This is a genomic window from Streptomyces sp. ICBB 8177 (assembly GCF_003144095.1).
Classification (GTDB): domain Bacteria; phylum Actinomycetota; class Actinomycetes; order Streptomycetales; family Streptomycetaceae; genus Streptantibioticus_D.
Genome location: NZ_NSKH01000004.1, coordinates 374,842 through 395,960 on the forward strand (window position 1 = coordinate 374,842; position 21,119 = coordinate 395,960).

Genomic DNA, 21,119 nt, shown 5'->3' on the forward strand with positions numbered 1-21,119 from the left:
TTCCTTAGAGTGCGAGGTCGAACAGGTGGTGCTGAAGGTCACCGACGAGTGCGACGAACCGCCGCTGGTGCTGGGTGAGGGCCCGCACCGAAACGCCGTGCAGGGCGAGCGGGTTGATCGGGTAGAGCACCAGCACGTTGGAGTCGTAGTGGACGGTGTCGACCTCCTCCACGTAGGCCGGGTCGATGTCGAAGCGGTTGTCGCCGTACTCCGAGGCGGAGGTGTGGAACTTGGGCCTGTCGGTCCGGTACTTGTACAGCACCAGGTCGCCGCCGGGTGTGTCGTCCTGCGGCAGGCGCATGTAGAACAGGCCGCCGAACAGCTTGTACGGCTTGTCGACATGCGGTCCCCGGTACGAGGAGGGACGCCCGGTGACCGCCGAGTTGATGACCGCGGTGCAGTCCATGAGGATGTCGTGCGTCTCGAAGGTGTCGCGGTTGCGGCGGCCCACCCGAAGGTCGCGCAGCGGCCCGCACGTCTTTTCCGCGTCCGGGTTGGCGGCCAGCAGCTCCTCGTGGAAGAGGTCGAGGAACTGGTGGTAGAACTCCGGCGAGGAGTGGTAGGTCACGAACTCCTTCCACACCTGCGGCATGGCCTCGTCACCGAGAATGTGCTCGGACATGTAGTTGTAGCGCTCGTTGGACGTGATCTCCTTGCCGATCCGCTCGCCGATGTACTCCGCGGTCGGCATGGTCTCGGCGAGTGCCTGATAGAGGTCGTCGTCCAGGGGGTTGCGCAGTACGACGTGGGGGAACGGGTCGTGCCGGATGTCGTCCTTGGTGGCCTTGGCCAGCAGCGACCGGATCGGCGGGTGGGCATGGGTCATGACGGTCTCCTCAGAGGGTGATGTCGCGGGTGGTGAGCCAGGTCTCCAGGACGAGCAGTGACCACAAGGTCCCCGCCGCGTGCGGGTCGGGGCTCAGGCTCTGGAGGTCGAACAGTTCGCGGATCGCCTCGCGCCTGAAGAACGGCAGGCATCGGGCGGTGGGGGCGAGCAGGGTGTCGCCGATGTAGTCGTGCAGCCGCTCGCCCGGCCGGATCATCGCTGTGACGGGTAGGGTGAAGGGCTGTTTGGGCCGGTCGACGACGGCGGCGGGCAACCACGGCCTGGCCGCGGCGGCGACCGGGGCCTTGACGGTGTCACCGTGCACCTTCAGCTCTGAGGGCAGGGCGTGGGCGAAACGCATCACCCGGGGCTGGAGGAACGGGATGCGGGCTTCGACGGCATGGGCCATGCTCAGGTGGTCGACACGTCGCAGGATGTAGTAGGGGAAGCGCTCGGTCTGGTCGTAGCGCAGCAGCGTTTCCAGCTTGTCCGCCCGCCCGTCGCGCACCGCGCGGGCCAGCCGGTCACCGCTACGGTCACCGAAGTACCCTCCGTAGGTCGCGAGTTCGCCGCGGAAGTCGTCACTGTAGAGCCGGCGCAGCGCCGCCGGACCCGCGACCGCCATGGTGTCCTGGTAGGCGCGGTGCCAGTCGGCGGAGTCGTCGCGCGCCGCCTTGACGTAGCGGGCGTAACCGCCGAACAACTCGTCGGCGCCGTCACCGGTGAGGGCGACCTTGAACCCGGCCTGGTGGATCGCCTCGAACAGGGCGTACGTGCTGAGGCTATGCGGTGCGTTGTTGGGCTGGTCGAGGTGGCGCACGAAGCGGTCGACGAGTCCGGGGAAGTCACCGGGGTCCACGATCACCTGGTGGTGGCGTGTGCCGCAGTGGCGGGCGACCTGCTCGGCGAAGTGGCGTTCGTCGGCCGGCCAGTCACCTTTGTAGGCGATGTTGAAGGAGGCGAGGTCGGGGACGAAGGTGCGGCTGAGGGCGGTCAGGTAGCTGGAGTCGAGCCCGCCGCTGGTGATGACGCACGCCGGTACGTCGGCGTCGAGCATGCGGCCGAGTTCGTCGCGCAGCAGGGCGTCCAGGGCGCTGCCCGCCTCTTCGACCGTCGCCGGGGCGTCCGGCTCCTCCCCGGCCGTGCCCGGGGCGGTGGCCCAACGGGTGAGGCGCCCCTGGGCGAAGCGCAGGGCGCCACCGGGCGGCAGGGTCGCCACGTCACGGTAGACCGTGCCGGGGCCCCACACGGCGCGGCCACCGAGGTAGCGGTCGACCGCCGACGGATCGATCTCGTCCGGGAAGTCGGGAAAGCGGGCAAGGGCCTGGAGTTCGGAGGCGAAGCACAAACGCCGCCCGTCCCGCGAGACGTAGTAGTACAGCGACTTCATGCCCGCGTGGTCGGTGAACAGCTTCAGGCACGGCTCGCCCCGGCGGTCCACGATGGCGATGGCGAACATTCCCTCCAGTCGCTCGACGAAGGCGTCGCCGTACCGCTCGTACAGCGGCAGGAGCACGTCACCGTCGCAGTCGCCCTCGAAGGGGAAGCCCTGGGCCGCGAGTTGCGCGCGCAGGGCGCGGTGGTTGTAGATCTCGCCGTTGAAGACACAGGTGAGCCCCGGCAGGTGGAAGGGCTGGTCGCCGGTGGCGACTCCCTGGACGGCGAGACGGTTGTTGCCGAGAGCGGCGATGTGGTCGCGGGTGCGGCTCTGCGCGTCGGGGCCGCCGTGCAGCAGCCCGCGGGCGACGCCCTCGAGCACGCCGTCTTCGGTGTCGTCGGCGTACGGCTCGCCGAAGCGGCCATAGATACGGCACATGGAGGAGGAAGATCCCTTGGATCGTGGCCCCGCTCGGGTGCGGGGCCTGATGGTCGCGGTCCTGCCCGGGCACGGACCATACGGTGGCGCGCGCCGGTGACCGGCGGTGCGCACGGTGCCCTGCGCCGGGCTATCCCATGACGCCGGCGCGACTGACCTTGGCGGGGGACTGGCGGGCGTCGGGGTAGTGGCGGGACAGGAACTCCGAGACGATCTCGATCTGCCGTGTGATGTCGTCGAGTTGTCCGGCCGTCGGCTTGGTGCCGTGGCCTTCCAGCGCGCTGTTGCCGGTCTTGAGGTAGACCGGCGAGGCGACGCGGACGAACTCCGGCGCGTCGTAGGTGCGCACGAAACCTCCGGACATCCGCGGGTTGTCCACGTGGATGTCCACGGGGATGGTGATGGCCCGGCGGATGGAGGCGATCATGGGCAGCGTCAGGTCTCGCACCGGATTGAAGCTGTTGGCGCCGAGCATTTCCAGCATCTGCGCGGACGCCGAGTTGGCATGACCGCAGTGGGCGGAGACCTTGAGATGGGTCTCCTCGGGCAGGTCACCGGCGGTGCGCAGCCTGCTGAGGACCCACAGCAGGCCCTCGTCGTAGATCACGAAGCCGCGCACGCCGCACTCGACGGCGCGCATCACGTCCTCGACGGCGCGCACGATCTGCTCCTGGCCGCGCAGCCGGTACCCGATGCGCACCCCCTCGGGGGTCTGGACACTGCCGCCGATGTCGTAACTGGCGCGGGGGCCGACCGACATGAGGATCTCGGCGCCGTACTCCTCGCCGAGGGCGACGTAGTCGCGCAGCTCGCCGAGGGTGTGGCGGTACATGCCGAGCGTCTCGGTGACGCGGTTGACGGTCAGCCCGCGGCGGCTCGTCTCGGTCAGCACGGCGTGCGCGGCACCCACCGAGTTGATCGTGGGCACCTCGATGCGGAAGTGGGATCCGTCGTCGAATGTGGCCGCGGAGGTGGCCAGGACGCAGGCATCGCCGTCCGGGAGGCCGAGTCCGCTCAGTCTGGCCCTGGTCGGTGCGTAAAGGACGTCAGCGTGGTTCACGTCGTTCACCTCGTCACCTCGAAGCCGAGCTGGTTGTGGACCCGCTCGACGACGCGGCGCGCGATCCGGATGGATGTGTCATGGTCGGGGTGCACCACCTGGACCTCGCCGAAGTTGCCGAGGTTGCCGCGGCAGGGCTCCAGGAAGGGGGCGTCCGGGAAGCGCACGGTCAGGGAACGCAGTGCGGGACCGTACTCGTCGGCCCAGGAGAGGTCCGGGGCGGCGGCGGGGGTCGGTTGCCGGTCCGCGGCACCGAACCAGCGGACGGTGGCGTAACCGGTGAAGTCCGCGGGTTCGATGCCGGGGTCCTCGCCGAGGTGGATGCGCACCAGCCAGGTGAACAGGTCGCCACCGCCGGCGAGCCGGAAGAGATTCGGCAGGCAGGAGCCCATGAGCCGGGGATTGAGTTCGATCAGCCGTGGCCGTCCGTCGTCACCGAGCATGATCTCCATGTGGAAGATGCCCATGCCCAGGCCGACGGCTCGCACCACCTGTTCGGCGAACGCCATGACAGCCGTGTGGTCGGCGGCGGTGATGGCGGCCGGGATGGTGGTGCCGGTCTCCAGCGCCTCGTGGCCCCGCCACACCGAGCGCTCGCTCACGGCCAGCGGCAGGAACCGTCCCTTGACCAGGCCCACTTCGGCGGAGAGGAACCGTCCGGTGAGGTATTCCTCCATCAGCACGCCCTGCGCGTACGTGCTGCCGTGCGGATCGAGGTCCTGGAACAGCTTCTCCAACGCGGTCTCGTCCGCGACGACGTGAGCGCCCTCGCTGGCCGAGCCGATGGCGGGCTTGAGCACCACGGGGTAACCGGTGCGGGCGGCGAACTCCCGGGCCTCGGCGAGGCCGTTCACCACCCGGTAGGCGGTGGCGTCGACGCCGGCCTCGGTCAGCACGGCGCGGCAGTGGTCCTTGCGTTTTGCGGTGCGCGCGCCCTCGGCGCTCGTGAACGGAATACCGAGCTCTTCGGCGATCACCGCGACGGGGACGACGAGGGCGTCGACAGTCGCCACGAATCCGTCGATCGGGCGTTCCTGGTGCAGGCAGGCTATGCAGGCACGCAGTGCGTCGAGGTCGGTGGCGTCCGGCAGCAGGCGCACGTCGTCGACGAACCTGCCGTACGGGGTGGTGTCGAAGTCGATGTTCTGCGAGCGTTCCATCCGGGCGGAGCGGATGAGGGTGACGTGATGGCCCAGTCGAGCCGCGGCCTCGAACGCCGGGGCGTTCCCGGTCTTCCAGGTCACGAAGACGACGTGTCTGCGGGGCATGGGGGACTCCTTGCTCATCGGACCTTGGCCGCTACGCGCTGGCCCATGCGGACGAATGCCGGGTCCTTGGTGCCCGGGGCCGGGATGAAGGAGATGGAACCGGCGAGGATGTTGCGTTCCGACATCGAGCTGAAGCCGCCCGCGCCGGTGAGGACGAGTTCGCCCTCGTCCAGCGGCGTCCAGGAACCGTCACGAGCCCGCTCGTGGTAGGCGTACTCCAGCCGCTGCTGTCCGCGTGTGACGTCGAGGCGGTAGCCGTCGCACTCGTACCGCCCGGCACAATCGTCCAGAGCGAGGTCGAACGGGCGCCCGGTGCGGATGAGGCGCTCTCCGGTGAGCGACTGGATCAGGTCCTCGTAGACGCCGAACGCCGGATAGGCGTTGGCCAACAGGATCAGGAAGGCGCCTTGCTCGGGGAAGACCTGGATGAAGTTGTGGTGGCCGCTGCCGTTGGAGTTGAAGCCGAAGGCGCTCGGGCCGAACAGCAGCCAACCCAGACCCCAGGCGTGCATGAAGTGGTGGCCGGGAATGTCGATCTGGGGAGTGCGCATCGCGGTGGCGAGCTCCCGTGACAGCAGCCTGCGGCCGTCGGGGGTGGCACCGTCGTCGAGTGCGAAGCGGGCCAGCGCCACCAGGTCCTCGGTGGTGAAGCAGACGGCGAAGGAGGAAGCCGCGTCGTCGGCGACGGTCTGCGGTCCGGGCTCGAAGCGCTGGTAGCGCTTGTCGTCGGCGTGCCACAGATATCCGGTGGCCACCTCGTCCCCGTAGTGGTCGCCCGGGTCGTTGGTCTCGGGGATCCTCTTGATGCCCAGCGGCGACAGGAGCATCTCGTTGACGGCGCGGCGCCACGGGGCACCGGTGACCCGCTCGATCAGCAGGGCGACCACGGAGGTCCCACAGGCCGAGTACGCGAAGATGGTGCCGGGGTCGAACAGTTGCTGGTAGTCGCGGAAGCCGGTCACGTAGCCGGTGAGATCCGGCTGGTCGATGTCGTGCCACACCTCCCAGGAGTCGTCGATCCCGCTGGTGTGGGAAAGGAGTTGACGTAGCGTCACTTCCGCCGTGTTGCCGTCCCGGCGCCGGAACCCTTCCGGCAGCAGGGGCGCCAGGGGCGCGTCGAGTTCCAGCAGGCCCCGGTCGACCAGCATCAGGGCGACACAGGCGATGAGCACCTTGGTCACGCAGGTCATCCGCTGCCGGGTGACAGCGGTGTACGGGACGTCTCGTTCGAGGTCGGCGTGACCCTGGTAGGCGTACTCGACGGTGCCGTCGACGAAGAAGGCCGCGCCGGCGCCGGGGACGCCGTGACCCGTGGTGGACTCGCGAAGGACGGTGCCGATCACGGTCCGGTCCGTCCCACCCGGCTCGAACGGGGAGTCCTTCAGCAGTCGTGCCTGCTCAGCGATGGTGCGATGGGCGTAGACCTCCGCCACCCGCACCGGGCGTCCGGCCAGATCCGTCAGCCGTGCGGCGAGCAGGTTGGCGAGCAGGGAGTGGCCGCCGACGGAGAAGAAGTCGAGGCCGGGCCCGGGGGCGGCGACGCCGAGCAGCTCGGCCCACACCGCGCCGATCCGCACCTGGAACGGGTCCGTCAGCTCCCCCGCGCCTGCCTCGCCCCAGTCGACGGGACGCGCTCCGAGGGCCTTGCGGTCCGTCTTGCCGTTGGGGAGCCGGGGCAGTCGGGGCTCCACGACGACCCGTGCGGGCCGCATGTAGTGCGGTAGCTGGGTCTCCAGGTGCGCCGCGACCCGGTCGGGCGCCAGGCCGGCGTGCGCGTCGGCGACGTAGGCCACGATGCGCTGTTCTCCACCCGCACGGACGACCACGGCGGCCACGTCGTCCACACCTGCGAGGCGACGGGCGGCCGCCTCGATCTCGCCCAGTTCGATGCGGTAGCCGCGCACCTTGACCTGATTGTCACGGCGGCCCAGGAAGTCGAGTTCCCCGTCCGGCGTCCAGCGCGCGAGGTCGCCCGTGCGGTAGAGCCGTCCGGTGCCCGCGAGTTCGGCCGGCGGCTCGATGAACGCGGCGGCGGTGCGCTCGGGATCGCCGCTGTAGCCGGCGGCCAAGCCGTCGCCGGACAGGTGGATCTCACCGGTCACGCCGTACGGCACCAGACGCCCGGCGTCGTCGAGCAGATGGACGCGGGTGTTGGGCAGTGGCGTGCCGATGGTGGGCCGGGGCGTGCCGGGTGCGGTGAAGCAGCGTCCGGTGGAGTAGGTGGTGTCCTCCGATGGCCCGTAGAGGTTGAACACGCGCCCCGCCCGGGTGCCGGACAGCACGCCGTCGACGAGTTCCCCGGGCAGCGGTTCGCCCGCCACGTTGACGACGCTCACGCTGTCGGGGATCGCCGCACGCCGCAGCAGGACGGACAAGGCGCTCGGGACGGTGTTGACCAGCGTTGGCGCGAGGGACGCGTCCTCGGTGAGCGCGAGCACGTTCTCCGCGACCACCACCGTGCCGCCCGTGGTCAGCGGCGCCCACAGTTCGAAGACGGACAGGTCGAAGTTGAGGGAGGTGCCGAACAGAACACGGGACAACTCCTCGCGGCTGTAGGTGTCATGGGCCCAGGCGAGCAGCGCGGTGACGTTGCGGTGGGTGATGACCACGCCCTTGGGGGCGCCGGTGGATCCCGAGGTGTGGATCAGGTGCGTGGGTGTGCCGGCGTCGACCGGTTCCGGCCGGGCGGGGTCTTCCTCCAGCGCCGCGTCCCACAGTTGCGCGAGGGGTACGCCGGGCAGTCCGGTGCGGGTCAGCCACCGAGGGGCGTCCGCGGTGTCGTAGACCACCAGGCTCATGTCTGCGCCGGCGGCGATGGCGCCGAGGCGGTCGGCCGGGTACGACGGGTCGAGGGGTACGTAGGCGCACCCTGCCTTGTGGATGGCCAGCAGCAGGCACACCATGCGCTCGGTGCGGCTGACGGAGACCCCGATCCGCCCGCCGTGCACGGCTCCGAGCTGCCTCAGTGCCCGGGCGAGCCGGTTGGCGCTGGCGTCGAGTTCGGCGTAGTCGAGGGTGCGGCCGGCGTACTCCACGGCGGGGGCCCGCGGTGTGCGGTCGGCCTGGGCCTCGACGAGCCGGTGCACGCAGGCTTCCCGGTCGTACTCCAGGGCGCGCGCCCCGATTCCGGCGACGAGCAGACCCCGTTCCTGGGGCGACAGGATGTCGAGTTCGCGTATGTCCGCGGCGGGCCGGGCGCAGGCGTCGAGGAGCAGGGCACGGTAGTTGGCCGCGAGCCGTGAGATGAACGCGGGGGTGAACAGCGCACAGTCGTAGCGCAGGGCGAATGCCGGCCCCCCGGCGCCGTCCTCCACCGCCAGCAGCAGGTGCAGCTCGGCCCAGGCCGGGTGCTCCTCGGCGACGGACCCCTCCTGACAGACGGACCCCTGGAGGAAACCGGCGTGCAAACCGTCGCCCAGGAGGTCGGTGAGCGGGGGGAGCGGTTCCTCGGCCACGAGTTTGCGGCGGCGTGATGCCAGGGCCGCGGTCAGCGCCGAGAACGGCGTGTGGTCGGCGACGCGGGAGCGCACCGGCGTCGCGCGGCAGGTGCCCGCGTCGTCGGGGGCCAGGTGAAGCAGGGTCAGGTCGTCCTGTCCGCTGTAGCGGTGCAGCAGTACGGCGAACGCCGCCCGGAACAGGTCGACCGCCGACAGCCCCCTCTCGGCGACGAACGCGCTGAGTTGCCGCACCTCTTGGCCGGACCAGCTGACGACACCGAATTCCGGGGCGCCGCGTTCAGGACGGGAACCGGTGACCGGGAACTGAAGAGCGGGAACGGCTTTATGGATTTCCTCGGCCATCTGGCCGGGGCCGACGGACATTTCGTCCACGGTCATCATTCTCCCGTAATCGTCATTGACCCGTTCGCAACGGGACCGCAATCCATTGATACAGCATCTCGCTCACTGGCGAAAGGAATTACTGCGGGGGACCGGAAAGAGTGCAGAAAGGGCTGCATGAACGCATGGCTCAGCCCCCGCCGCGGCATTTCACTTTTCAGTGGCATGCCGTACATGAGCGTGGAAAGAATTTCTGGAAGCGTAAATACGGTACCGATGGAAGGGCCGTCAGGTGTTCATCGGCGCTTCGGCGCCGCGTCGGAGTGGTGGGCACGTGCCCGGTCGGATGGACGGGTGTGGGGGAGCGGCCGACCGGATGTCAGCGCACCGCTTCGGCCGCCGGCTCCACCGGCTCGGGCAGTGCAGGACCGCGGCGCCGCGCCCACGCCACCAGCGGCGGGAAGGCGGTGCCGGAGGCGGCGAAGACGATCGCCATGGCCCACCACCCCGGTCTGCCGTGCTCGACGGCGAGCCAGGTCAGGACAGCGGGAGCGACGAGCTTCCCCAGGTCGGCGCCCATCTGGTAGGTCCCCTGGTACTGGCCCTGGGCATGGTCGGGGGCCAGCCCGAACGACACGCCCCAACTGCCCGCCGCCTGCCGGATCTCGCCCATGACGTGGGCAACCGCCCCGAGGGCGAGCAACACGGACGCCTCCAGGGCGGGCACGCCCCCGCTGAATCCGAATACCACGCAGGCCAGTGCGAGAAACAGACCGCCGTGCCGGACCGCCCGGGCGGCACTGCGCGGCTCGTCGGTGCCGCGCGAGATCCGGACCTGGAACAGCACCACGGCGCCGGTGTTCAGCAGCAGCACGGCGGCGGCCATCCAGCGCGGGGCGCTGGTGCGGTCGATCACCCACAGCGGCAGGACCACGTCGAGGAGCTGGTTGTGCATGGACAGCACACCGTCCACCACGACCAGGCTCAGGAACGGCCGGTCGCGCAGCACCTCCAGCCGTGGACCGGGCCTGGCCGGCTGGGGCGGCACGGCCGGCAGCAGCACGGTGAGCAGGCCCGCCGCCGTGTAGGTGGCGGCGTTGAAGGCGACCGCCCAGCGATAGGCGTAGTCGGTGCCGACGATCAGCAGTCCGCCGGCCACCGCGGCGCCGAGCGCGACGCTGACGTTCGTGGTGGCCCGCAGATAGGCCCGGGTCCGTACTCGTTCGGCAGCGGGCACGACACCGGCGATCATCGCCATCCGCGCGCTGCGGCTGGCGCTGTAGGCGACCGCTTGGACCGCCATGACGACCACGTACCCGGTGAAGCCGTGGACGAGTAGCAAAGCGGCGGTGAGCGGACCGAGCGCCACGAACGACCAGACCTGGACAGTGCGGGGACCGACACGGTCGGCCAGGTGACCGGTCGGCGTGCTCATCGCGAGGGAGACGGCCGCCGCTGCGGCCACCCCCAGGCCGAATCCGGTGGGGGAGAGCCCGATGACACGGGTCGCGTAAATGGCACTGATCGCCATCCACAAACCCTGCCCCATCGTGTGCACCAGGGTTATTCCTGTGATGGTGCGCGATGGCCCGGGGGCGGGAAGGAATCGGCTCAGCACGGCGGAACCGGGTGACTGCGGGCACCGCCGGGTTCGCAGTGTGGCGTTCCGTGAACGGATCGCCATCGCGTCCGCCCGGGCACGCCGGAAAAAGCGTGCCGTACCGGCACGTCATGAGTTGGCACTTGCGACCCCCGTCGGCTGGTAGCCCAGAAAAAGCGGCCGCTTGGTTACGGGCGAGTAGGTGTACGCCCGTTCTCCTCGGTATTGCCGCCCGGCCCCCGGGCTGTTCGCCTGGGGCCGAGCGGGACAGTAGTTGACCTCTGAGCAGCCCGTCAAGGTTGCTCCAGCGCGGAAAAACCGGGGGCTGGGCAGGTAAATTGGCGAAGGGAGTGAATTCCTCCGTTGCGCGGGCGTCCATGGTCCGTTCCGGCAACGGTCGGCGTGTCACCGGAAGCGGTCGCGGGCGGCGTGCGGACGCCTCGCCGGCCTCAGCCCCGTTCGCCCCCGTCCCGCAACGCGACGCCCTCCCGTGCCGCCGCGTGCGCGAGCAGGGCCGCCCGCGGATGGGCGCCGTGCGAGGGATACGCGAGGTGGGTGCTGACCGCCGGGCCGTCGCACAACGGCACGAAGCGCACCTCGGGATGGCTGTAGCGGCGCGCGGTCGCCGCCGGCGCGGTTCCCACGCCGAGCCCGAGCGCCACCTTCTCCAGCCACTCGTCGTAGTTGCCGCACTCGGCTCCGACGACCGGCCGCTTCCCCGGCGGCCACATGTCCGGCGTGGTCACCCCGCTCATGGTGTTCACCACCAGCGGCCAGCGGGCGAGTTCGGCCCAGCTCAGTTCACGGCTGGCGGCCAGCGACCAGAAGGCCGGCACCGCCGCCACCCGGCCGTCCTCGTAGAGGAACGCGCTGCGCAGTCCCCGGGGCAGCCGAGGCCCGCGCAGCAGCGCCAGGTCGACGTCGCCGGTCCCCAGCCGGGTCACGGGGCTGTCGCACCGGACGAACTCCACACTCACACCGGTCTCGTCGTCGAAGCGCGCGGCCAGCCGTGCGAGTCCGTCGGGCAGACCCCAACTGAACCCCAGCCGCAACCGCTCACCCTCACGCATCCCGTCCAGCACGGCGTCCAGTTGGCGCAGCAGTGGCACGAGGGCGTCGTGCAACTCTGCTCCCTTGGCGGTCAGTTCGGTCCTGCGGGTCGTACGGTCGAACAACCGCACCCCCAGCGTCTCCTCCAGCGCGCGGATGTTGCGGGTCAGCGTCGGCTGAGCCACGTGCAACCGCCGGCCGGCAGCGGTGAAACCGCCTTCCTCGGCCACGGCGAGGAATCCGCGTAAATGACGTAGGTCCACATCCATGCGTCCAGAGCATAGGTGATGCGCCATCGCTATTTCCCAATCAGGTCCCGGCCTGCTTAGTGTGTTCAGTGATGCCGGACGAGCCGGTCCGTCAAGAGGTGACGCATTCGGCGATTGCCCAGGACCACCGGGCCACGGCAGACCAGGATCACAACGGGGGTTAGTGATGACGATTTCCTCTCACCGGGATTCCGGCCGCACGCGACCGGCGCCAGACACGATCACGCGGGTGAAGCGCGGCTTGCGGTCGACGGCCGGAGCCGGCGACCGGGCCTACTGAAGTCTCTTCACCAGTTCCGCGAAGCGCCTGGTCAAAGGCGTGGCGCCAGCACCGCGGCACTTCGCCGCGCCCATCGACGATGCCTTGCGGCAGCCCTGCCCGACGCCGTTCGCCGTGACCGGCGGCGGCCGCGCGGCGGGCCCGGCCGCCCTGGCGTCCCGTGGTCCGGCTGACGGCCGGTCGACGTTCCCTGCCCACCCTGAGCGTGTCGCCGGCGACTCCGCGTGATTTTCCGTTCGCGCACATATCGACGGCGCACCCGGAGACTCAAGGACGCCTGATTTCCCCGCCGTTACTTCCCGAACAAGAAGCAGGACGTCCGGTTGGGTAACGGGTGCGGCCGCCGACCGCACGCTCGCGCGCTTTCTCCGAATCCATACCCCATGACCACCTAAGGAATTGATGTGCCGGTAGTCGAGACCCGACATGGCCCCGTGGAACACGTCCTGATCGACGGTGACCCGGACCGAGCACCGCTGGTCTTCCTGCACGGCGGGCTGGGCTGTGTCGCCGCCTGGGGCCGCTTCCCCGCCGCGCTGGCCGCCGCCACCGGGCGACGCGCTCTGGTCTACTCCCGTCTGGGAAACGGCGGTTCTGGACGGTTGCCGTCGCCACGCACCGCCCGTTACGTCCACGAACACGCCTGGAGCGAGCTACCGGAGCTGCTGGATCTGCTGGACATCCGTGAACCCGTGCTCGTCGGGCACAGCGACGGTGGCTCCGCCGCGCTGCTGTACGCCTCCGTGCGCCCGGTCGAGGCGGTCGTGGTGATGGGACCGCATCTGTACTTCGAGGAGGAGAACAGGATCGGCATCGAGGCCGCCAAGGCGTCGTACGCGGCAGGCCCGCTCGCCCGCAGGCTCGCGCTGGTCCACGACGACCCGGCGTCGGTCTTCGAAGGCTGGAGCGCGGTGTGGCTCTCCGAGGAGTTCCGCGGCTGGTCCATTGAGCAAGACCTCAAGGTGAGCGCGCCGGTGCTGATGATCCAGGGCGACCGCGACGAGTACGGGTCGCTGGCCCAACTGGACGCACTCGAGCGTGCGGTGGGCGGCCCGGTGCGCCGCCTGGTGCCCGAAGGCTGCGACCACTACCCGTACCTGGTCTGTCCCGGCCTGGTCATCGACACCGTCACGGACTTCCTCGCCACGGGCGCCCGCGGCGCCGCCGCCCTGGGTGGTGCGCTGTGACGGTCCTCGACGACGTCCGGCTCGACGGTCTGCTGGCCGCCGCGGCCGTCCGCCACGCCGACCGGCCCGCGCTGGAGGGCGAAGGGCGGACCTGGACCTGGTCGGCGCTGGAGGCCGAGGTCCGCGCGCTGGCCGCCGAACTGACCGCCCTCGGTGTGGGGCCGGGCGTACGCGTCGGGGTGTACGCCCCGAAGACGCCGGCCACCGTCATCGCGCTGTACGCCGCCCTGCGCGCCGGAGCCGTGGTGGCACCGATGGACGTCGCCGACCCCGCGGCTCGCACGGCACGCATGATCCGGAACGCCGGGATCTGCCTGCTGCTCACCACGGATCGGGCCGGCGCCGCCTGCCGGGCCGCGGCCGACGCCGCGCGCGTAGGGCGAGGCCCGGGGGCGCCCCGGGAGGGCGAGCTCCCGCACGGGTTGCACTGGATCGAGGTGGTCGCGCGCGCCGACCGTCCGGCACCGCTGCCCGCCCCAGCCGACACCGGCGGCTACGTGCTGTTCACCTCCGGCAGCACAGGCTGGCCCAAGGGCGTGCTGCTCTCCCACGCCAACGTGGCGCACTACGCGTTGTGGGCGGCACGGGAGTTCGCGCTCACCCCGGACGACCGTATCGGCTCGCAGGCCGCCCTGACCTTCGATCTGACCACGTTCGACCTGTTCAGTGCCGCGGCGGCGGGCGCGTGCACGGTTCTCCTGCCGGACGTGCTGCGGTCGTTCGCGCGGGACGTGGTGACCTGGCTCGCAGAGCGGCGGATCACCGCCTTCATGGCGGTTCCCTCGCTTTACCACAACATGCTGCGGCAGGGCGGCTTCGCCGACGCGGTGCCGGCCTCCCTGCGCGTCGCGGCGTTCGGCGGCGAGCCCTTCGTCCCCGACCTGCTCCAGGAGTACCTGAGGCTGCTGGGCGACCGGCCGTTCTACAACCTCTACGGCCCGACCGAGACCAACGCCTGCACCTACCACCGTGTACCCGCCGACTGGAGTGCCGACCAGGAGATGACCATCGGCCGGGGCATCGGCGGCGTGCACATCGAGGTGCTGGACGAGCAAGGCCGTCCGACCGACGGGGACGGAGAGATCCACGTCGCCGGCCCCACCGTCTTCCAGGGCTACCTGCGCGACGGCGGGCTGAGCGACCCGACGGCCACCGTGGCGTTCCGCGACGGCGTGTCCCGGCGGGCCTACGCCACCGGGGACATCGGAAGGATCACCGCCGACGGCCGGGTCTTCCTGCGCGGTCGCCGCGACTCCCAGGTCAAGCGGCGCGGCCACCGCATCGACCTGCTCGACGTGGAGAACGCCGCGCTGGAACTGCCCCAGGTCGTCACCGCGGCGGCCGTCGCCAAGGACGGCGAACACTCCGGCGAGATCTGGGTCTACGCCCAGACCACCGCCGGGGAGCGGGAACTGCTGGCCGCGCTGCACGGCGCGCTGCCCAAGCGAATGCTGCCGGACCGCGTCGTCCCACTGGCCGCCATGCCCACCACCGTCAGCGGCAAGGTCGACCGTCGCGCACTGGGCGCGGCCGCCTTCCCCGCCGACTCCTCCACCGTGTCCCGAACCCTCACCACCCAGGAGACATCCGCGTGAACACCGTCGAAGACCTCTGCGCCCTCATCGCCGCCCACATCACCTGGGGCCGGGGCGAGGACCCGCAGAGCCTGGTCCCCGACAGCCCGCTGCTGGAGATGGGGCTGCTGGACTCCTTGGCGATCATGGAGATCGTCGCCGCACTCGGTGCGGAGCACGGCATCGCGCTGCCCGAGACCCAGATCGTCGCGGCCAACTTCCGTACGCCCGCGGCGCTGTGGGCTGTGGTGCGGACCGCACCTCGCGGGGCCGAGGCGTGAGCGCCGCCGTCGAGCGACTACTACGCGGCGGCCCGGCCGCCGTCGAGCGACTCGTCGACGAGCACCGCGAGCGCGCCCTCCCGGTGGTCTCCAAGACGGGTGTGGACGACTTCCGTGAGGCGTGGCGGGCGCTCGCCGACCTCGGCGTGCTCCGCTCGCCGCTCGACGGGGCGCGGGACGACGCGCACCCCGGAGCCGATGGCGGCACCGTCGGACCCGTCACCCGTTCGCTCGCCGCGATCGAGGGCATCGGCCTGGCCGGCGCCGACCCGGGGCTGTGCTACGGGCTCACCTCCCAACTCGTCGGCATGCAGTACCCGTTGCGCGCCACGTTGTCCAGCCTGCCCGGGCGGACGTCGGCAGGCGTCGCCGACGGGCAGGTGCTGCTGTGCCACGCCCTCACCGAACGCGGCGGCGGCAGCGACCCGTTCTCCATGCGCACCACCGCCAGGCGGGACGGCGACGGTTACGTGCTCGACGGGGCGAAGACCTTCGTCACCGCCGCGCCCGTGGCCGACCTCGCCGTCGTCTTCGCCCGCACCGGTGCGGGACGTTCGCCTTTCGCGCTCTCCGCGTTCCTGGTGCCGGTGCCGTCGCCCGGTGTGACGCGCGGCGAGTCTTTCGACAAGTCGGCGCTGCCCACCGTTCCGATGGGTGAACTGCTCTTCGACCAGGCCCGGCTGCCCGCCTCCGCCCTCATCGGTGAGGAGGGTTCTGGGCTGGCGGTGATGGCCTCGACCACCGCGTGGGAACGTGCCCTGATCATGGGGTACGCCCTGGGGCCCATGCGCCTGCTGTTGCGCCGCACCCTGGAGTGGGCGAACCAGCGGGAGCACTTCGAACGGCGGATGGGCGCGAGCCACCAAGTGGCGGCTCGCGTCAGCGACATGGCGATGGCGTTGCACCGCTCCCGCACACAGCTGTACGCGATGGCGGCGGCGCTGGACGCCGGAACCCCGGCCCGCCAGCTCGCGGCCGAGGCGTCGCTCACCAAGATCTCCGTTTCCGAGGACTACGTGCGGATGACCGAGCACGCCACCGCCCTGTCGGGGGTGCGCGCCTTCCTGCCCGACTCCCCGCTCCCCGCCGACCTGCACAGCCCGATGGCGGCCCTCACCTACGCCGGCCCCAACGACCTGCTGCGGGTGGGCGTCGCGCGTCAATTCGGCCTGCCGGTCGAGAACTGACCCCGAGGACACCTGTGAACCCAACAGACCTGGACGACACGCTCAAGCTGGCGGCAGAGGCAGGACAGGCCCTCGCCCCGCTGGCGGCCGACGTCGACGCCGGCCGTGCGGACAGCCGGCGCACCTACGAGATCCTGCGCGAGAGCGGACTGCTCGGCATGCTCGCTCCGCCCGAGGCCGGGGGCCTCGGGCTGGGCTTCGGCTCCTACTGGCGCGTACTGGCGGCCCTCGGCGCGTACAACGGCGCCGCCGCGCTGGGCTTCAACATGCACCACGTCGTGATCGGCGCCCTCGCCGACTCCTACGGCACTCCTCTGCCACCGGCGGCGGACCGCTTCCGCGCCTGGATGCTGGGTGAGGTGGTGCAGGGCCGCAAGCTGTTCGCCTCGGCCACCTCGGAGGCGGGCCGCGGCGCCAAGCTCCGCGGCATGCGCACCCGTTACCGGCTCGACGAGGACGGCGACACCTACGTCCTCAACGGGGAGAAGTCGTTCGTCTCGCTCGCCGGGGTGGCCGACTACTACGTGGTGGCCGCCGCGGCCGAGGGCCCCGAGGACACCGCCGACGTCTCCCACTTCGTGGTCGCCGCCGACGACCCCGGTGTCTCCTTCGGCGCCGTGCACACGCTGTCCGCGATGTACGGCACGAGCACCGCGCCGATGACCCTGACCGACGTGCGCGTTCCGCGCTCCCGCCTCTACCTGGGCGTCGAGGGGATGTCGCTGTTCAAGGTGGTACGCGAACCGCACTGGATGATCGCCGGGTACACCGGCGCCTACCTGGGCATCGCCGAGGCCCTGTTCGACGAGACCGCCCGCTACGTCAGCGGCTCGCCCGGGCGCGCCGCCTCCCCGGTGCTCCAGCAGGAGCTGGGAAGGATGTCGGCGCGGCTGATGGCGGCCCGGGCGCTGGTGCACGAGGCCGGTGAGCAGGTGGAGCGCGAGCGCGGCAGCATCCAGGCGAACGCGATGGTGCACGCGGCGAAGTACGTCGTCGGCGAGACCGGTCCCGCCCTCGCCCAGGACGCGCTGAGGGTGTGCGGATCGGCCGCGGTCAGTCGCAGCCATCCGCTGGAACGCCTCGTGAGGGAGGCGTCGTTCGCCAACGTGATGCCCGCCAAGCCGCTGGAGTGCCTGGAGTACCTGGGCAAGGCGGCTGCCGGCGTCAACCTCTTCGACGCCAGGGCGTTCGCGTGGTGACCCCGGTCGACCGGACAACGGCACGCGCGCAGGAGGCGTTCCGCGCGTTCATGGGCGCGCACCCGGCGGGCGTGGCGGTGATCACCACCGCCGACGCGCGGGAGCGGCCGTACGGGTTCACCTGCACGGCGTTGTGCTCGCTGTCGCTCGACCCGCCACGCCTGCTGGTCTGCGCCGCCCACACGGGCACCACCCTGCCGGTGATCGCCGAGCGTGGCACGTTCGTGGTCAACCTGCTGCACACCGCCGGACAGCGGGCCGCGCAGACGTTCACCCGCCGCGACGTCGACCGCTTCGCCCAGGTGCCCTGGGAGCGTTCCGGCGTCACCGGACTGCCGGTGCTGCACGAGGACGCGCACGCGATCGCCGAGTGCGAGGTGGCGGACCTGTTGCCCTCCGGCGATCACACCATCGTCGTCGGCGACGTGCTGGACGCCCGGGTGATCGCCTCCGACCGCGCACCGCTGCTCTACGGGCGCCGGCGGTTCGCCGCCTGGCCGATGTGACCCGCCTGCCCGACCCATCCCATCCCAGTCGCCGCGCGCACCGCGGCGCATCCGACGAAGGACATCCGCGATGAACCGCACCATGATGAAGTCGAAGATCCACCGTGCCACCGTCACCCAGGCCGACCTGCACTACGTCGGCTCCCTCACCATCGACTCCGACCTGATGGCGGCCGCCGACCTGCTGCCGGGTGAGAAGGTCGACGTGGTCGACATCGAGAACGGCAACCGGCTTTCGACCTACGTGATCGAGGGGCCCGCCGGCTCCGGTGTCATCGGCATCAACGGCGCCGCCGCGCGCCTGATCAGCCCCGGTGACCGGGTCATCATCATCGCGTACGCCGACATGCCGGACGCGCAGGCCCGCGCTTTCGCTCCCAGCGTGGTGTTCGTGGACGCCGACAACGCGGTGCTCCAGCGAGGCGGCGACCCGGCGGACGTACCGGAGGGCTCCGGCCTCAAGCGCGGCGACCTGGTCGCCGGATGACCACTGCCGCCGCCCCGGCCGCCGTGGTCAGCGGCGGCACCCGGGGCATCGGACTGGAGTTGAGCCTGAGGCTCGCCAGACTCGGGCACCGGGTGGTGGCGCTCTACCGAGGTGACGAGGCCGCCGCACGGCAGGCCGAACGAACGGGCGGCGGCGCGATCAGCGCGCTGCGCGTGGACGTGGCCGTGCCCGCGCAGGTGCGGGCGGTCTGCGCCCACGTCCTCGACCGGTACGGCGCTCCGGCCGTGCTGGTCAACAACGCGGGCGTCAACCGCGACGGGCCGTTCCTCACCATGGGCGAGGACCAGTGGCGGGAGGTGCTCGACACGAACCTGTCCGGACCGTTCCACCTCAGCCGCGCCCTGGCCCCGGCGATGGTGGAGGCCGGGCGCGGCAGCATCGTCAACATCGGTGCGACCACGGCGATCCGGCCGCGCGCCGACGGGGCCAACTACTGCTCCGCCAAGGCGGGCCTGCTCCAACTGACCCGGTGCATGGCGCTGGAACTGGCGCCGCACGTGCGGGTCAACGCCCTGCTGCCGGGGTTCACCGACACACCGGAGGTCGTCGAGCGCTATCGGCTCGACGATCCGCAACGACGGGCGGCGGTGCTGGCGACCGTGCCGCAGCGCCGCACCGGATCACCGCGCGAGATCGCCGACGCCCTGGAGTTCCTCGTCGGCGAGGCCAGCGCCTACGTCACCGGCCAGCACCTGGTGGTCGACGGAGGACATTTCATGGGGTGAACCCCCTGCCCGGGACGCCCCGCCACTACGGAGGACCGCACCACATGTCTTTGACCCACCTGACACAACGACAGATCGACGAGTACCACGAGAACGGCTTCCTGATGCTGGACTCGCTGCTCGACACCAAGGAGGTGGAACTGCTGCGCGACGCCTTCCGGCGTGACTGCGAGGTGCCGGGACCGCACCTGGTGGCCGAGGAGGACGGCTCGCGGGTGCGCGCCGTCTACGCGTCCCATCACCGCCGGCCGGAGTTCGCGGCGCTGATCCGGGATTCACGGGTGCTGACACCGGTGCGGCAGCTGCTCACGGACGACGTGTACGTCTACCAGTTCAAGATCAATGCCAAGCCGGCCTTCGGCGGCGAGAAGTGGGCGTGGCACCAGGACTTCCTGGCCTGGCGTATCGCCGACGGGCTGCCCGCTCCCCGCCAGGTCAACATCGGCGTTTACCTCGACGCCGTCACCGAGTTCAACGGCCCGGTCATCTTCCTGCCCGGCTCACACCGCGACGGGCTGGTACGCCGGGACCGCTCCGCCGACGCCCGCTCCGAACAGCACCTCGACCCCGACGACATCTCGCTGACGGCCGGCCAACTGGCCTTGCACGCGGACCGTTGCGGCATGGTCAGCCCCAAGGGGCCCGCGGGATCCGTGGTGTTGTTCTCTCCCGAGATCGTGCACGGCTCCGCGCCCAACATGTCGCCGTTCCCGCGCCGGCTGCTGATCGCCACCTACAACGACTGCGCCAACCTGCCGCAGGCGCCCGGCGAACCGCGACCGGAGTACGTGGTCTGCCGGGACAGCGAGCCACTGGTGCCGGTGGAGGGCGCGCTGTCCGGCGCCCTGGCGGGGGTGTCCTCGTGACCGGGCGTGCCGTGGTGCTGGAGGAGTTCGGCGCGCCGCTCGCCCTGCGCACGTTCGCGGTGCCGTCGGCTCCCGCGGGCGGGATGGTCGTCGCCGACTGCTACGGCGGCGTGTGCGGCACCGACCTGCACCTGCAGCAGGGCCACCTGCCGATCCCACTGCCGCTGGTGCTCGGTCACGAGGGCTATGGGACGGTGCGGGAACTGGGACCGGGCACCGTGCGCGACGCGCTCGGCGCCGAACTGGCTCCTGGTGATCCCGTGATGTGGGCCTCCTCCATCGCCTGCGGAACCTGCCCGCCGTGCCGCCGGCACCGTGAGCCCACACTGTGCGAGAACCGCCGTACGTACGGGGTCAACCGCGCGGTCGGTGACGGGGAGGCGCTCTCCGGCTCCTGGGCGGACACCATCGTGCTCCAGCCGGGCACCACCGTGGTGAGGTCGGCACCGGGCGTCGAGCCGCTTGCGGCCATGGCCCTGGCCTGCGCGGGGCCGACCGTGGTGCACGCGCTGTACGAGCGGCGTCCGGTACGTGTGGGCGAGACGGTCGTGGTGCAGGGCAGCGGTCCGGTCGGGCTGGCCGCCGCGGCGTTCGCCCAGCTCGCCGGCGCCGCACGCGTCATCGTGGTGGGCGGGCCCGCCGAGCGGTTGGAGCTGGCCGCCGCGGCGGGGATCGGCGACGTTCACCTGGATGTCGCGGGTGCCGACGATCCGGACGCGGTGCTGGAACAGGTGCGCTCGCTGACCGGCGGCGGGGCGGACCTGGTGATCGAGTGCGCCGGGGCCCCCGCCGCGGTGGCGCAGGGCCTCACCCTGGCCCGACGCGGTGGTTCCTACCTGGTCATCGGCCAGTACACGGACGCCGGGGACACCTTGGTCAACCCCCATCAGATCGTGTACCGGCAGCTCGACGTCATCGGCTCGTGGGCGTTCACCGGGGCCCATCTGGTCGAGTACGTCCGGATGCTACCCACCCTCGCCGCCCGCTTCGACCTGGCCCGGCTCGTGACCGCGTTCCCGCTGGAGCGTCACGCCGAGGCGCTGGACGCGGTCCGCTCCGGCGGGGTCATGAAGGCGGTGTTCACCGGCTGACCCCTTGGCCGGCAGGAGCGCCCCGGGGACGGATGCTCCGCGGGAAC

17 protein-coding genes are annotated in these 21,119 nt (G+C 71.0%); 10 read left to right on the forward strand and 7 right to left on the reverse strand.

Translation table 11 applies throughout. The annotated features are described in order from the left end of the window. Positions 1-4: 4 nt before the first annotated feature. The 7 genes from CK485_RS07330 to CK485_RS07360 all read right to left on the reverse strand — a co-directional run bounded on the left by CK485_RS07330 (position 5) and on the right by CK485_RS07360 (position 11,668). Positions 5-826 (reverse strand): hypothetical protein, encoded by an 822-nt coding sequence (locus CK485_RS07330; RefSeq protein WP_109448212.1) that lies wholly within the window; start codon positions 824-826, stop codon positions 5-7. Positions 827-836: 10 nt separating this feature from the next. Beyond that, positions 837-2,642, reverse strand: a complete 1,806-nt coding sequence (asnB, locus tag CK485_RS07335; protein ID WP_109448214.1) for an asparagine synthase (glutamine-hydrolyzing) — start codon at positions 2,640-2,642, stop codon at positions 837-839. Between the two features lie 130 nt (positions 2,643-2,772). Then, positions 2,773-3,702, reverse strand: coding sequence for a peptidase (locus CK485_RS07340; protein ID WP_109448536.1), 930 nt, complete (start codon positions 3,700-3,702; stop codon positions 2,773-2,775). A gap of 5 nt (positions 3,703-3,707) precedes the next feature. After that, positions 3,708-4,970, reverse strand: a complete 1,263-nt coding sequence (locus CK485_RS07345; protein WP_241968197.1) for an ATP-grasp domain-containing protein — start codon at positions 4,968-4,970, stop codon at positions 3,708-3,710. A 14-nt stretch (positions 4,971-4,984) separates the two neighbouring features. Next, positions 4,985-8,791, reverse strand: a complete 3,807-nt coding sequence (locus CK485_RS07350; protein WP_241968218.1) for an amino acid adenylation domain-containing protein — start codon at positions 8,789-8,791, stop codon at positions 4,985-4,987. A gap of 337 nt (positions 8,792-9,128) precedes the next feature. Then, positions 9,129-10,367, reverse strand: a complete 1,239-nt coding sequence (locus CK485_RS07355; protein ID WP_109448540.1) for an MFS transporter — start codon at positions 10,365-10,367, stop codon at positions 9,129-9,131. Between the two features lie 431 nt (positions 10,368-10,798). After that, a complete protein-coding gene (locus CK485_RS07360; protein ID WP_241968199.1) occupies positions 10,799-11,668 on the reverse strand; it encodes a LysR family transcriptional regulator in 870 nt (289 codons plus the stop codon). Positions 11,669-12,382: 714 nt separating this feature from the next. Here CK485_RS07360 and CK485_RS07365 point away from each other — a divergent pair. The 10 genes from CK485_RS07365 to CK485_RS07410 all read left to right on the forward strand — a co-directional run bounded on the left by CK485_RS07365 (position 12,383) and on the right by CK485_RS07410 (position 21,072). Then, positions 12,383-13,135, forward strand: coding sequence for an alpha/beta hydrolase (locus CK485_RS07365; protein ID WP_158288181.1), 753 nt, complete (start codon positions 12,383-12,385; stop codon positions 13,133-13,135). Further along, the gene (locus tag CK485_RS07370; RefSeq protein WP_109448222.1) at positions 13,132-14,730 is read left to right on the forward strand and encodes an AMP-binding protein; all 1,599 of its coding nucleotides are present in this window, start codon (positions 13,132-13,134) and stop codon (positions 14,728-14,730) included. The genes CK485_RS07365 and CK485_RS07370 overlap by 4 nt, the downstream gene beginning before the upstream one ends. Further along, on the forward strand, positions 14,727-14,990 hold the full coding sequence (locus CK485_RS07375) for an acyl carrier protein (protein ID WP_109448224.1): 264 nt from the start codon (positions 14,727-14,729) through the stop codon (positions 14,988-14,990). Before CK485_RS07370 ends, CK485_RS07375 begins: the two co-directional genes overlap by 4 nt. Then, positions 14,987-16,177: an acyl-CoA dehydrogenase gene (locus tag CK485_RS07380; RefSeq protein ID WP_241968200.1), complete on the forward strand. Its 1,191-nt coding sequence runs from the start codon at positions 14,987-14,989 to the stop codon at positions 16,175-16,177. The genes CK485_RS07375 and CK485_RS07380 overlap by 4 nt, the downstream gene beginning before the upstream one ends. Positions 16,178-16,191: 14 nt before the next feature. After that, positions 16,192-17,376, forward strand: coding sequence for an acyl-CoA dehydrogenase family protein (locus CK485_RS07385; RefSeq protein WP_109448227.1), 1,185 nt, complete (start codon positions 16,192-16,194; stop codon positions 17,374-17,376). After that, positions 17,370-17,882, forward strand: a complete 513-nt coding sequence (locus CK485_RS07390) for a flavin reductase family protein (protein ID WP_109448229.1) — start codon at positions 17,370-17,372, stop codon at positions 17,880-17,882. Before CK485_RS07385 ends, CK485_RS07390 begins: the two co-directional genes overlap by 7 nt. Before the next feature lie 70 nt (positions 17,883-17,952). Next, on the forward strand, positions 17,953-18,369 hold the full coding sequence (gene panD, locus CK485_RS07395; protein WP_109448231.1) for an aspartate 1-decarboxylase: 417 nt from the start codon (positions 17,953-17,955) through the stop codon (positions 18,367-18,369). Beyond that, positions 18,366-19,115 carry an SDR family NAD(P)-dependent oxidoreductase gene (locus tag CK485_RS07400; protein WP_109448233.1) on the forward strand — a complete coding sequence of 250 codons (750 nt, stop codon included), beginning with the start codon at positions 18,366-18,368 and terminating at the stop codon, positions 19,113-19,115. Before panD ends, CK485_RS07400 begins: the two co-directional genes overlap by 4 nt. A 44-nt stretch (positions 19,116-19,159) precedes the next feature. Then, positions 19,160-19,981 (forward strand): phytanoyl-CoA dioxygenase family protein, encoded by an 822-nt coding sequence (locus CK485_RS07405; protein ID WP_109448235.1) that lies wholly within the window; start codon positions 19,160-19,162, stop codon positions 19,979-19,981. Then, a complete protein-coding gene (locus CK485_RS07410) occupies positions 19,978-21,072 on the forward strand; it encodes a zinc-binding dehydrogenase (RefSeq protein ID WP_199239268.1) in 1,095 nt (364 codons plus the stop codon). The genes CK485_RS07405 and CK485_RS07410 overlap by 4 nt, the downstream gene beginning before the upstream one ends. Positions 21,073-21,119: the final 47 nt, after the last annotated feature.

Bases quoted from the DNA above. Each gene is read 5' to 3' on its own strand.
- CK485_RS07400 (WP_109448233.1), top strand. From the start codon at position 18,366: ATGACCACTGCCGCCGCCCCGGCCGCCGTGGTCAGCGGCGGCACCCGG.
- CK485_RS07330 (WP_109448212.1), bottom strand. From the start codon at position 826: ATGACCCATGCCCACCCGCCGATCCGGTCGCTGCTGGCCAAGGCCACC.
- CK485_RS07405 (WP_109448235.1), top strand. From the start codon at position 19,160: ATGTCTTTGACCCACCTGACACAACGACAGATCGACGAGTACCACGAG.
- CK485_RS07345 (WP_241968197.1), bottom strand. From the start codon at position 4,970: ATGCCCCGCAGACACGTCGTCTTCGTGACCTGGAAGACCGGGAACGCC.
- panD (WP_109448231.1), top strand. From the start codon at position 17,953: ATGAACCGCACCATGATGAAGTCGAAGATCCACCGTGCCACCGTCACC.
- CK485_RS07350 (WP_241968218.1), bottom strand. From the start codon at position 8,791: ATGTCCGTCGGCCCCGGCCAGATGGCCGAGGAAATCCATAAAGCCGTT.
- asnB (WP_109448214.1), bottom strand. From the start codon at position 2,642: ATGTGCCGTATCTATGGCCGCTTCGGCGAGCCGTACGCCGACGACACC.
- CK485_RS07360 (WP_241968199.1), bottom strand. From the start codon at position 11,668: ATGGATGTGGACCTACGTCATTTACGCGGATTCCTCGCCGTGGCCGAG.